Consider the following 14,125-nt stretch of genomic DNA (forward strand, 5'->3'; position numbering starts at 1 on the left):
GCGCCCTCCTTACCACGCTGCAAAACGGCAGCCTGACAGTATGCCTTGACGCAAAACTCCGGTTTTGACCTGACCGGCCTCCACCTGCCTGCTCTCAAACAGATACTGGCTGCCCTGCCGGGGCTGCTCCAGCACCAGGCCATCCCGAATGGGCCGGAAGGGTTCCAGTGCAGGCAGCGGACATCTGAGCCCCTCTGCATACTCCGAAAACACCAGATCATAGATGGGGAACTTGCCGCTCTTGGAGCGATAGGCCAACAGATTGTTCAACCGCGCCGCCCCAGCAGCATCCAGCTGCGTCAGTAGTTTTGCCGGCGCAATGACCACCAGGCCCATGGCAGACAGATGCATCGGCTGCCCAGCAGACATCTGCGCCCGGGCCTGTTGAAATTGTTCATTTATTCGATCAAAAAAATCATTGACCGCCCCTGCGCAGTCCTGCCCTGCGTATACCTTTACATGCTCCGCCGGCAGCGGGCCGCACTGGCCTGTACCATCCAGTACACAGACCATGCCTCCCGCACAGGCCCGGGCCAGCAGCCCGATCAGCCCCCGCACCAGGCCCATCTCGGAAGGAAGGCTACACTGAAGCAGCGGGTCCGCCTGGAAATTCCAGAGCACCGGCGTGCCATCCCGGCACACAGCCACCGGCACCGCTTCCCTTGTACAGGGGAAGCGGTCGAACCAATCCGGCTCCAGATCCTGCGGCACCTGTTCCTCCGCCGGGGCCGTACTGCCGTATTTCTGCGAGATGCTCTGCACCAGCGCACAAATCTCTTCATAGGGATTTGCCGCATGTGCAAAAGGCACATCCACCTGGAATTCATAGATGGAATATCCCTTGCCACGGCCTGGCGTTTCACAGCGGATCAGCCCGCGTCCCCGGCCATCGGAAGGCGTCATTCCCTGCGTCCGGCCCAGAATACTGGCGTATTCATCTGCATTGGTCATCCGCAGCACATATACCTGCGGCAGCAGGCTGCGGAGCGAATAATGGACGCTTCGCTCATCCGTGCCGGTCAGCAGCAGGGTCAGGCCGTATTTCTTGCCAACACGCGCCAGCTCCCGCAGCCGGTCCAGCAGCTCGCCGCCATTGGGTCCGCCGGTGAATCCGCCTAAATCTTGCACCACACACAGACAGTACGGCAGCACATGTCCACTGTCCAGATAGCGTTCCAGGTCACCGCCAAAGGGCTGCAATAGCACCCGGCGGCGTTCCAGTTCTTGATGCAGCAGTTGAAGCATCTCCTCATACCGGTCGTACTCTCCTGCCAGCGCCACAAAGGCGGTGTGGCTGCCGCCCTGATACGCCTGCAAAGTGCCGGATTCAGCATCTGCCAGATAGAACTGCACCTGCTCCGGCGTATACTTCTTCATGCACTCAATCAGCACACGGCACACAAAATCGCTCTTGCCGGAACCCGCTGCACCATACACCACGCCATGCCCCAGGCTCGAGAGAGACAGAAAGACCGGTTTATGCCGGCGCTCAAACAAGTCATCGTACTCACCCACCTGGACCGCACAGCGGTCTTCCTTTGGCTTATCCAGCCGGTCGGTTCCCTCCTGAACCATAGCCAGCGGCTCGGCCCAGAGGAAGTGCTGGGTATATTTCTCTGCCTGCGCTGCTGCGGCAACCGCCTCTAATACTGCGGTTACCTCCTTGAGGTCGGGATTTTCCAGCGGACGGCTGGGGGCTGCCGAGCGCTTGACCCGGCCCTGTTCATCCAGCAGATCCACCGCCAGATCTTTGGACGGCTCATACCGGCTGCGCGGCTGGTAGGGCGTACCGCTGTAGCCGGACTGTCCCAACTCGTAGATCTCGTTCATGCCCACTTTCAGGTAGAAGCGGCCCGCCTGGGCCAGCTGTGCCGCATCCGGCGTATCCAGAACCGCCATACTGTCGCTCTTGTCCTGAACCTTGAGGCAAATCCGGAACCGCACGTTGGACCGGATCTGTTCATCCACCACGCCGTCCGGCTTCTGAGTGGCCAGAATCAGATGGATTCCCAGAGAGCGGCCAATCCGGGCAATCCGAATCAGCTGTTCCATAAAATCTCCCTGCTGATTCTTCAGCTCTGCAAACTCGTCTGCCACCAGAATCAGGTGCGGCATCGGCTCAGCTACCCGGCCTTCCCGATACAGGCTCTGATAGGTGTAGATATCCACCGAGTTCAGATGCAGCTGCTGGGTAACCTGCTGGAAGCTCTGTTGACGGCGTTCCAGCTCGCTCTCAATGGCAAGGAAACTGCGGCGCAGTGCATTCCCGTCCAGATTGGTGATGCAGCCCGCCAGGTGCGGCAGACCACGGAACACATCCGCCATGCCGCCCCCTTTGAAATCAATCAGCACAAAGGCTACTTCATCCGGCCGGTAGTGGATGGCGTAATCCAGAATCATCGAGATCAACAGCTCGCTTTTGCCTGAGCCGGTGGTTCCTGCCACCAGTCCATGGGGCCCGTGGGCTTTTTGATGCAGGTCCAGTGTGACCGCAAAGCCATCCCGATCCCGTCCAATCGTTGCCGCCAGGGTGTGGACCGGATCACTGGTCCGCCAGGCGTGCAGAATATTGAGCTGCTGGGTGTTTCCCGCCTGCTCCATCTCCAAAAAGCTCAGCGATTCGGGAAAACCTGTGCCCCGCTCCACATCATTCAGACGAATGCGGCTCATGTTTGTGAACAGCGCCAGCGCATCTCCTGTATAGCAGACCGAGGTACTGAAGCGCTGTTCCTGAACCGTTCCGCCCCGCCGCAGCTGGAGCGCGCTCCGGTCCAGATCTACAATCGCAGTACAGTTTTTGGGCAGCTGCTTTTCGCTTTCACACAGTTCAAGAAGGGTGATCCCCAGGTTTTCCTGGCATCCATACAGCTCCCGCAGCGCTTCGGCGCGCCGGCCCAGCTCCTGATCCGCATGGACAATCAGATACCACGGGTTCCACCGACGATATTCCGGAGTGGCGCCGCTCTCCCTGCGTGCGCGATAGGTTTCCAGCAGCATCTGGGAAAGGGATTTGATCTCGCTCAGATCGTTGGCAATGTACTTGACCCGGCCATCCTCCCGCCAGACGTGGGGCATCCACTTGGCAAATTCCCAGCTGGTGCGCTCTTTTTCTCCATAGATCAGGACAATCCGCAAATCTTCATAGCTGTGCAGGGCTGTCAGCTCCACCAACATGCCGATGGTCTGCCTCACCACATCATCCCGGTTTCTGCCCACAATGCCCACCAGCCGGTCGGCTTTGAGGTCCAGCACCACCGGTGCCTGATGCAGAATCGGCAGCTCCTGGACTGCTTGTTCCATCTCCTGATAAAGCGGCGGAAGGGGACCGATGGCCGTGGGTTCCGGTTTTTCCAGACGGCAGGCCGGGGCAAAATCACCGGTTCCCACCTGGACACACAGAAAGTCCGGGTCGTCGGCCAGACGCTCCCACAGGCCTTTCCAGCCGTCTCCTGCACTGCGGGCGGTACAGCTGAGCACCAGGCAGGAACCTCCGCCCGGCTGACTCAGACTGATCCCCTCTCCATCCAGCGGCGGATTGCGCAGCAGGAGGTTGAACCGCTCCACCTCGCATTCATGCTGCACATTTTGAGACAGCTGCTTTAAATATTCCCGATAATTTTCTTCTTTGCGCAGCTTTTGGGCGGCGGCCTGCCGCCGGGCCTGCCGCCGGCTGAACACCGGCACCATCAGGGACAGAACTATGCACATCACCATCAGCATACTGGAAAACAGCGTACCAATGCTTTTGCCGCTGGTAGCCGTGGTAATCATGGTTACCAGCATGGCAAAGGCCATCAGGGTGCTGGGCAGCATGGCCAATAGGCCCACCGGCTGCCGGACTTCCTCCTGCAGGCCGGGGGGAGGCTGTACGCGGATGGCATCCCGCTGCGGAAGCAGCGAGTGGGACGGCGCAATATGAAAGGAAGCATTCTGCTTTTTGCCTTGTTCCATGCAGCGTGCCGCTGTCAGCGGCTCCAGCGCTACATGGGCGCGGCCATCCGGCACGCTGAGCTGCAAAAAGCCCGCGCCTGCCGTCATCCACAAACCTGCAAAATAAACCCAATCCCCCGGTTCCAGCCGGGCCCGGCTGACTGCTGCCCCGCGGCAGTACAGCAGCCAGGGTGCCCGTTCCAAGTTTTTGACCTGCACGCCGCCTGCCTGCACCACCAGCTGAAGCGCCGGTCCGTCCACGCCAAAGCCATCCCACTGCACCGCGCAGGAACGGTCGCCGCCCATCAGCAGGGTTCCTTCCGCCGGCAGTGCATACAGAGGCAGCGTCTGGTCTTCCTGGGGGTCTTCATCGGGCAGAAGCCGCACCAGTTCTCTGGATTCCACCTGGATACTACAGGGGGTGCCCGGTTGCAGAGGCAGTTCGGTCTGCTCCAGCTGCCGAACCCGAAGCGGGTCGATGGCAAGAAACCGGCAGCCCTCTTCACATCGAATCTTCCACCCCTGTCCGGAACGGAGGATGGCAGCAATCTGCACCCGCCGGTCTCTCAGACTGGCATACACCGGTATTTCACCTGTATCCTGTGTGCCGGTCCGGATCATCTCCATCCGGCTGCTGCTCATGACGGATATTCGCATGGATTCATCCTTCCCCCTTTCGCCTCGTTGGAACGGTTACAGCGGCGGAATTCTGCCAAACGGCGATTTTCTGCGGCTGGTCCTGCTGCCCTTCTGAAATGGGTAGTGCTGCTTGTACATCCGCAGGCCATCGCCATATTCGTCGTGAACTTGCAGACGCAGATATTCATACCGTTTTGCCCGCTGGATCTGATCGTGGCTCAGCATCATCTGGATTTCAGTCCAGACAGCCATGCCTTCATAGATGGGAAGATTTTCCTCGTTGGAAGGAATCTTATCCCCCCAGTTTTCATACTGCCAGATATGGGTCAACTCGTGGACAATGGTACTGGCCAGCGCATCCCGGGGCGAGCCGTTTTCCAGGTACAGCTCCCGGCCTCCACGGGCGCGCTGCCTTGCAAAGCCCAGTGTACGCCCATCCATTCCGCCTGTGGGCTTGAACTCTTTGCCCAGCTCAGCCGCAATTTTCTGGGCGTTCACCGACCGCACCTTGATGGGGCAGCGGATGGAAATCCCGAAGGTCTGCTCCATCTCCCGGCGGGTATCCAGGAAGAGCTTTTTCACATCCCGCGCGCGCCGCACGGCCGTCTTGTTGCACGCAGGACACCGTTCCCGTCCATCCTTCAAAACCGTAAACTGGCCCGGCTCCATGGGCGCACCACAGAAATCACACAGATGTTCCCCGTCTTCAATGTGACGGACATACGCCTCGATTTCGGGATCCCCGGTGCGGGTATGATGCAGCAGGGAATCCAAAAAGCCGTACTTGCAGAGGAATGCATACAGCTGGTCCAGTTTCAGGAATGCGGCGGTTTCCTCTGCGCCATAAGTAAGGTATTCCCGCAGGGTGTGCAGGCGCTCTCTGGCGCCTTCGCCGGTCATAACGCGGTCATCCTCACCCTCAAAGTCAATGCCTTCTTCCCGCAGCACAGACTGCTGGGCCTGCTCCGGCCTGTCTAACTCTGCATCCCGGCCTGGTTGGGATTTTCCCTCCCAGCGTTCCCGCGCAGGGTCCTGATACCAGTCCAGATAATCGGCCATGATTTCCAAAATTCTGCGCAGATTCCGCTCTGCGCTGACCAGCAGACCGAGATCCATCAGGCAATCCTCGATGAGATACAGCGCCGGTTCTCCTTCGCACGTCAGCACCGGAGACAGCGCCGCCCCATACGCCAGTTCGGGCCGGGGCCCATTGGTGGCCGCCGACAGGAAATCCGCTTCGCCCGGATACAGGGTCACAAACAGCTCATTCAGCAGGACACTCACCGGATAAAGAAGCTGTACATCGGGCAGCAAAATCCGAACCACCTTTTTGCGGCGGTAGCTGCGCCGGACCGGCTGATCTCCCAGGTCCACCCGATGGGCCGTCTGGAAGTCCTCCCGGGAATGCATAACATAATAGCCGCTGGTTTCCACCTCCACATTTGCCTGCCAGATCTGTACCGACAACCCCCGCAGATCCTGGATGGGCCCGCAGGGCTCCAACTCATTCAGCTGATAGCTGCGCAGCTGCCGGTAGCACTGGCGGCTCACAATATGGTCGGCTGCCCGCCGCACCACCATGCCTTCTTCCCGGGTGATGCGTTGCAGCTGATAGTACCGGCCGTCGTAACTGAAGAACTGTCCCGGCAGCAGACTCTGGGTCACCTGGCCCATCATCCGCGCCCCCATAAAGCAGCGACCATTCTGTTCATTTTCCACCACAAAGCAGGCGGGCCGCAAAACTTCTTCATACAGCCGCCGGAAATCGTCCGGAGACACAGAAAAATACTTCCGGCTGATGGTTCCTGCGCCCAGCTCGTCCGGCTCCTCCCGGTAGATTACCCGCACGATGTCCTCCGGCAAATCTGTGTCCTGCACCAGCAGTTTGCAGAATGCCTGATAGACGTCCTTTTCCTTGTGACCGCAGAGCGTCAGTTCCTTTTTCACCATGGACTCTTCCTGCGGACTGGCGGTCATCATCAGCAGCAGCCGCAGTACGGTATTCCGCTCGGTGCGGGCAAAATCCGGACACAGGGCCGGGATTGCCTTGGGATCGTTTTCCATCATCTCTGCATTGCAGCGCATATAATCCCGCAGCAGATAGTTCTCGCTGAGTATGTTGACAAACGCGGTGCCTTCCGCGTGGGCCGCATAGACCCGCGCCAATTCAAACATATTGTTGTATTCATCTTCCACAATCACAAAGGCATCCGTCAACCGGTCCGCCTGCCACAGGCGGTTCTCAAACCGGATTCGCTCGTCCAGCACACTCTGCTCGACGCGGCAGTCGGCATAGGTGCACAGCGCCGCGGTATACTGTTCCGCGCTCCAGCGCATATCCCGCATCGGAATCCGGTTGTTGCAGTACCAATGGGACTGGCTGATTCCATGCCGGAGCGCCACCACAGAAAGTTCCGTTCCAAAGCCGAGATACCGGCTGATTTTGGGCAGAATCCGGTTTGCGACGCTGATCCCCTCCGCTGCCCAGAACATCTGATAGCGATGGTTTCTCGGAATGGGCGAAGCCATCACCTCCACCAGGCTCTGGCGCAGCGTATGACTCAGCGCGTCCACAAGGCCGTCGCTGTTCCGGTCGCACGCAGCATAGACAGGCGGCTGCTTGCCATCGCCCTCACACAGCTGGCAGATGGTGCGCAGGCCAATCTGTCCGGTTCCCATCAGGTTGCTGGGCTCCAGAAGGATCACCAGTGACACCTCTCTGAAAAAGTCCGTACAGCTCTGCTGCAACGGCATATTGTACAGATCATTGAACCGCAGCAGGCCTACATCCGGCAGAGCCGCTCCGCTGCTGTCCCTTTCCTCCAGCCATGCCACCGACCACAGCGACCGCAGATTGCAGCTGCGCTCCAGACCATCCTGTATCCAGCCCATCACATCCTGATCGCCGGACGAACGTCCCAACACCACCAGAATCTTGTGATGGTTCAGCAGCTGATGTACCACCGGCAGCATGAGGCAGTCGGTCAGATCGTGATAAAACGGGTCACAGAACAGCACACTCCGGCCCTGCATCAGGGCCAGCGCACCCTGGACTGTATCCTGCTCAATCTCCTCTCCGCAGGCAATCTTGTTTAAAAAATAATTGCTGGTGATCTGATCGATCGCGTCCGGGCTGCTGCTCAGCTTTTCCAGCAGATTTTCCTCCTCTTTCGGGGCGGGCAGCGGCGCTGCATCCCAGCTGTCCTGGTACAGCAGCCTGTCTCCAAACAGCCTTTCCAGTTCCAGGCGCAGTTCTTCCAGATCTGCCGTCTCCCCCTCCTCGGTGCCGCCCTCCTGGGCCGCGTACTCCTGGCGGGTATAGCCTCCCAGAAAGAAACTGCACTCTCCCATAATCAGCACACCGAACACCGGGTACAGCGGGTAAGAATAGAGCGGGTCGGAGGGATGCAGCAAAACCAACAGAATATCCATTGCCCCCAGCGCAATGAACGCCCCATAGAATACACGCACCAGGTCTCTCAGCTGGCGGCAATGGTCCTTCAGCATCGGACAGGGATCCCCTGCACGCTTCTCATAAAACCATTCGGTCGCCCGGCCATACAGAGAAGGAAAGCGCTCGTACAGCTTTTTGCACGCCAAAAGTGCAAATCGCTTGAAGATGCAGAACGCCGCCACCAGGACGGTATTGGCCAGCATCTGGACGCCGTACCCCCGCAGCAGATAATCCAGCGCGAGGGAAAGCAGTCTGCTCACCACCGCCCCGATGCCGGGGATCAGACCGGTCAGGCCGGCCAGCCACCGGATCAGAACGATCAGTCTGTTGAGAATTCGGTCAACCAGAATCAGGGTGGGCACGCAGTATGCCACCGCCAAAAACACCATGAGATACTGACGGACGCGCTGGCTGCGCTTCAGGTTGATTCTACTGCTGTGCAGGCAGAGCAGCACAAAGGGAACGGTCAAAAGACAGGAGCGGATCAGTTCAAACAGGCTGACGTTACTCACTTGAAAAGCTCCTCTCTCTCAAATTCCAGGCCCTGTACAAAGGGATAGGGCACACGGATCTGCCGGCCCGACCTGTCCCGTTTGAGGATGCTGCGCCGGGTGCGCAGTTCGTAGGCCTCATTTTCTTCTGGCGGAATCTCGACGTTGAAGTACTCCGGCTGGCCGCTGTGCTCGTCTTCCATCCGTTCCAGCCCCATGCTCTCCATCCAGGAAATCGTCTGGCGGCAGCAGCGATCCAGCGCCCTGATATGACGCTCCATCCGGTCGGTCTGCTCCTGCACGGCAACGGTGCGGCTCTGGATTAAATCCAGCGCCCCCCTGCCCCGCATATAGGTGCAGATCTGGGTGAGATAACCGCTGTAAAATTCACACATGGCGTTGATTTTGGTTCCAAGGGTCCGCATCACCGCGTTGTAGTCTCCGACCTTCCGGCGCAGGCCATGCCGGAACCACAGCAGAGTCAACAGGCCCACAACCGCCAAAATGCCCAGCCGTATAGCGCAGGCCAGCAAAATCGGCCCAAGCTCTGCTCCCTGCATCCGGGCACGAATCCACTCCGGCACAAAACCGGCCAGATACAGCAGCAGCGCGGCTACGCCTGCGATGGTTGTCATCCGCCGGCTCATCCGGCCTCCGATGGTTTCGCGGACCTGACGGTCGGCCTTCCGCCTGTCCCGACGGATCCTTCCCAGCGGCAGCGCTTCATCTGCATTGGTCTGGAACAGAGCGATCTCCTCTTCCATCAGCAGATGCTCCAGCTCTTCCTGTTGGTACGAATCCAGTTTCCGCACCTGTATGGGCGCCACACTGCTGTTGCGGTGCGCATACAGACAGGCCTGGTCCAGCGCTCTGCGAGGTGCCATCAGTAGTTTTTCCATCGCTCTGCCGCTCTGACGAACCGACCGCCCCCACCAGTCCAGCTCATCCTCGGGACAATCCCGGGACAGGCCCAGATCGCCGTCCTCCACCTGGAGCTCGGAACTGTTCACAGGATCCATTGCCACCGTGACCTTAAAGGTGAAATCCGGCAGTTCCTGTTCCTTGGGCGGCTCCTCCTGATGGGCACGGGTCCGCAGGGCCGACGCGCGGCGCTCCATCATTCTGCGGATGCGGGACAGCCGGTTGCAGTAGTCGCTGAGCAGCTTTCGCCACTGTTCGGTGCTCAAATCCAAATGAATCTGGTATAGTTTTTCCGGCTCTACCCTGCCGCCGTCATAATCGTTGATGGCCAAGGTCAGCGCCGCCATCCAAAAGTGAAATTCCTCCAGCGTACCCCGACCATACCGGGACCCCATACAGTCCATGGTGAAAAATCTTGCCCGGGCCGGGTAGCGGTTGCGCTGTGCAAAACTCAGATCCTTTTTTGGTTCGGGACTGTCCGGCTCCTGGTTCTTTTTGCGGACCCGGGATGCCGGATACGGGCGGCTGACCAGAAACCATACTGTGCAGGGTTTTGGCCCCGAAAACTGGTATTTGTCCTCCAAAACGCTCCACTTGATTCGCTGCTGCCGAATCGATTCCCGCGTGGTTTTCAGGACGGTGTCCCGCATCCAGCGTCCGGTCTCCGGCTGCTGGACCAGGTCATCCGCAAATTCGTAGATGGGTTCAGGCACCCCTCCCAGCATCTGGGCCAGGCGGATCAGCGGGATATTGCTTTCCTCCACCTCATAGCCGTCCTGCCGGCCATTGCAGCAGAAATCAAAGGGATTGTCCAGTTCTGCGGGAAATTCCTGCTCCTGGTCCAGATCGTCCTCCCGCTGGATCAGCGCCACCAGCGCCCTCCATTCGGTCTGGGCGGCCACCAGGCCGCTCAACTCCGGAAGCGCGGACTTGTAGTCTTTGCCCGCTGGGTTCCAATGGCAGAAAGCAATCTGCCCTTCCTGCTGGAACGGAAGGAAAAGCGTGCTGTACTCATGCAAAAACGAATCGGAATCATCTGTCGTGATGATAACAGTCAGCACCCGCGCCACCTCCTTTTCTCAGTTTTTGCCTCTGCCGCCCGTCATGCGCCAAAGGGATTTTTGGCCTGGGCATCTCGAATTTCATTCGCTGCACGGTCAATCTCCACCAGGACATTGTGCAGGTCACTGGAATCAATCAGGTATTCTTCCCGGAACCGGCGGTTCAGGGCACTGGTCACCATTCCCACCGTCTCATCCAGCAGCCGGTCCGGGCGCAGCGGCTCGCCATTGTTCATCAGGCCCTGCTTGGTCATGTTTTCCTTAAAGCGGATCAGCTGGTCCACCATCACCACCGCAAAGGCCGCATTCTGCAAATTCTGGCCGACAAACCGCGAAATATAGTACTCCACCAGTTCAATGATCGCATCCCGCAGCAGATTCATGTTGTCCACGTTGTATTCATCCACCGGCTTGCTGTACTTGTACCAGTAGAGGATATCAAAGATGGACGCGTCGGTCTCTTTATCAAACTCCTGAATGCGGAAGTAGTTCACCATATTTTCGCCGTGGTTCTGATGTACTTTCGCAGGGTCATGCCACCGAATCCGCCGGGCAAACAGCGTCTCGCCAAACTTTTTGCGGTCCCGCAGTTCGATCTCAATCTGGGTATCCAGCGAGCGCAGAATCCGCGCCACCTGGGGCGGATTGATGGCCAGTGCATCCGCCAGCTCACTGAGTTTGTCGCAGGGGTTGGCCTTGGCGGCGTCCCCTTCCCGGCTGGGCACGATAAAATCCCGATTGTCATTGCTCTCCGGGGTATACAGATGATCGCTCACCTGATACTTGATGTTTTCCGAAATCAGACCCCAGACCATTGCACGGAATACATCCTTGATCTCTTTTTCATGGACCTCATCTGACAGGTCCGGCAGATACTTGGCCAGATGCCAGTTGCGGTCAATATGGGGCGTGATATCACTGTTGCGGGCCAGCACCGGACCCAACTTGCTGACACGGCTCTTGTATGCCTCATAGTAGATGCCGGCCCGGCGCTTCATCGTCCGGGAGTTGATCTCCGGGCTGAACTGCTGCAAATCCACAGCGCGGATGCCGTAAAGTGCATGATAGAAAATCAGCTCGCAGTCATCCACCGAGTCATCCGCATAGCCGCCTTCCTCATTCAGTGCCCGGGTGATGAATCCTTCATACCGCCGGCGCACATTCTCACTGTAGCAGCTGACTTTGATGGGATGCCGGATTTCTCCCTGGGGCCGTTCGATGAAGGGTTCTGCCATGTTGGCTGTCTGCGTCAGCTTGCTCTGGCAATAGGCCTCCTGCTCCGTCATGGTGATGTCCTTGCGGTCTGCCATATAGCAGGCCTCATTCATCAGCGCATCAATGACATTGATCTCCAGTCTGGCGCCATTCTTGCGCAGCACGGCGCGGCGCCAGTAATCCATGATCTCGTTTTCATACATCTTTTTGAGGCCGCGGCTGTCAATCTCCTCGCGGCTCAGGCCCATCCGTTTGATTTCACAGTAGATGGTCCGGCTGACTTCGCTGTCCATGCTGCTGAATTCATAGGGCATCTCTTGCTCCATGGCGTCCAGGCACCGGCTGTTGGCACAGACATAGTAAGTCGTACTGCCCTCACAGTTGCTATACCGGCCGCGGATCAAATTCCGGTCGCGGCGTGTATCCTCCAGGCAGACCCGCAGGGTGCTGAAAAACAGTTCCATGCAGTTGACCAAACGGCCGACGTGTTCCCGCAGCGCTTCCAGCACCCGCATCCGAACCAGCTGATCCCGCTCTTCATCCACGCTCTTTTGATGGTTCTGGAAATAGTCCACCAGATCGTCCACCGCCGTCAGATTCACGCGCTCAGGGAACACAAATACCTTTTTGGTGACCCGGTAATCGGTGATGTCCTCGCGGATGCCCTCCGTCTCCTGGTCGTCAATCTGGTCATCCAATTCTTTCAGGTCCTTGTGAATCTTTTCCAGCCGCGTGCGGCTGTCTGCAATCCGCTTATCCAGCAGATTTTGCAGCCCATACAGGAAATACCTCACCGAGGCCGGATGCGCAAACTGGTCCTTATTTCCCCGCAGCCAGTACTCCATGTGGGTGCGTTTGCTGGTTTCGGTCAGGTCGCCTTCGGCCAAAATGTGATTGTTGATGATGGAAGATGCCACAATCTGCGCACTGGCCAGCGAACGCTTGTGATATTCCATCAATTTGGCATAGGCAGCGTCGCGCTCTGCTTCAATGCCCTCGGTCTCATTTTTGCCCACTGAAGTCAGGGTGTTATAGCTGGTTTGCAGGTCCTGCTTGGCATTCTCCATCTGGACATCGGCTTCGATCTCCTGGTGGATCATCTCCCCCAGGTCGATCAGATAGTGCTCCCACTTGCCCACATCCTGGGTGGGATTGGCTGCATCCTGCGCCCGGCATTCCTTGCGGATGCGGGCGGTCAGTGCGCTCTCCTTGTCGGTTTCCACCGTATTGATGTAAAAGTCCCGCAGGCTCATCATCTCCGCCATGGGGTCCCGCTCCATCAGCTGCTCCTGGCGGCGGCTGTACTCCTCATACTTTCTGTCCAGATACAGCCAGCCCTCACCCATGCTCTTCAGCGCCCATACATCCGCCATATAGCGGATTACGTCCTCTTTGGGATAGATCATGCAGCTGCTGCCTGCACCGCAGAACCGGTTGCGTCCATGGCCGGCGCAGAGGGTCAGAATCGTGTTGTCCTCGCTGGAATTGCTCCGGCCGCTCAAAGCACTGATGGACTGGGCATACACGATGTTGGCTGCCTGGTTCATGTACTCCTCAAAGCTGGACAGCCGCTGATCGGAGGTATTCTGCGCCCCATACAGGAAGCAGAAGTTAAACGGCGCCAGCTTGTAATCCACCCGGGAATCAGTGGTCGGGTCCGGCATGGTCAGGGACAGGCTGTGCAGGATGCCGCTCTCCCTCTCACAGTCGCTGCGGCGCATGAACGCATCCAGCTCCCGCAGCGCCGCGTAGCCGTTGCAGCAGAGATTGTTGATCTCCTCCGGGCTCTTGGCTGCAAAGAAGATATCCGGCAAAAGCAAAAATCCACGCATCACACTGGCATTGCGCTTGAAGTGCTTGTCCAGATAATTTTTGATGTACATGGCCGCAGGCAGAATGATGCCGCTGCCTGTGCCGCCTGCAAGGCTGGAAACCACAATGACCCGCAGCGCCTGTCCGTTCACCCGTCCATCCAGCGGATAGAGGCCATCAATGGCTTGTTCCAGCGGCTCCAGCGCACCTTCCCGCACACAGGTGTCAAACGCCAGCCGGCTGATGGCGCGCACCTGTCCGGCGCCCTCGGTGGGGGTCTTGGAATTCATAATGTGATGGGTGGGAAACCACACATCGCGGGCATAATGGTTTTTATCCAGATACTCGCCCACCGTGTAGGGAGCCGAGGTCTGAATCGTCACCAGAAAAGGATTTTTCTCCCGAAGCGTGCGCAGATCATTCACATCGGTATCAATGCAGACAAAACGAACCTGTTTTCTCTGCTGGGAGTTTGTCTTATTTGCAACCTTGGCGACAATCTTGCTGCCCGTTCCGCCCAGACCGACAATCAATGTAGGTGCGTTCATAAAATTTCCTCCTGCTCTTTTTTGTTCTGCTTTTGCTTCCGCTTCCACCGCATC

Annotated in this window: 4 protein-coding genes; all 4 read right to left on the bottom strand. The window is 58.3% G+C overall.

Annotated features, from left to right (window positions below; genetic code table 11):
* Positions 1-9: 9 nt before the first annotated feature.
* Genes B5F27_RS07855 through B5F27_RS07870 form a run of 4 tightly spaced genes read right to left on the bottom strand, consistent with a single transcriptional unit; the run spans position 10 to position 14,071 of the window.
* Positions 10-4,587, bottom strand: coding sequence for an FtsK/SpoIIIE domain-containing protein (locus B5F27_RS07855; RefSeq protein ID WP_087366167.1), 4,578 nt, complete (start codon positions 4,585-4,587; stop codon positions 10-12).
* A gap of 36 nt (positions 4,588-4,623) precedes the next feature.
* Positions 4,624-8,535 carry a hypothetical protein gene (locus B5F27_RS07860; RefSeq protein ID WP_087366170.1) on the bottom strand — a complete coding sequence of 1,304 codons (3,912 nt, stop codon included), beginning with the start codon at positions 8,533-8,535 and terminating at the stop codon, positions 4,624-4,626.
* Positions 8,532-10,496: a hypothetical protein gene (locus B5F27_RS07865; protein WP_087366173.1), complete on the bottom strand. Its 1,965-nt coding sequence runs from the start codon at positions 10,494-10,496 to the stop codon at positions 8,532-8,534. Before B5F27_RS07865 ends, B5F27_RS07860 begins: the two co-directional genes overlap by 4 nt.
* Before the next feature lie 41 nt (positions 10,497-10,537).
* The gene (locus tag B5F27_RS07870) at positions 10,538-14,071 is read right to left on the bottom strand and encodes a tubulin-like doman-containing protein (protein ID WP_087366176.1); all 3,534 of its coding nucleotides are present in this window, start codon (positions 14,069-14,071) and stop codon (positions 10,538-10,540) included.
* Positions 14,072-14,125 lie beyond the last annotated feature (54 nt).

It is taken from the genome of Faecalibacterium sp. An192 (genome assembly GCF_002160175.1).
In the GTDB taxonomy this organism is placed as follows: Bacteria; Bacillota; Clostridia; order Oscillospirales; family Ruminococcaceae; genus Faecalibacterium.

What these genes read in the sequence shown, in the direction of transcription:
- B5F27_RS07870 (WP_087366176.1), bottom strand. Translation starts at nt 14,071, where the DNA reads ATGAACGCACCTACATTGATTGTCGGTCTGGGCGGAACGGGCAGCAAG.
- B5F27_RS07855 (WP_087366167.1), bottom strand. Translation starts at nt 4,587, where the DNA reads ATGCGAATATCCGTCATGAGCAGCAGCCGGATGGAGATGATCCGGACC.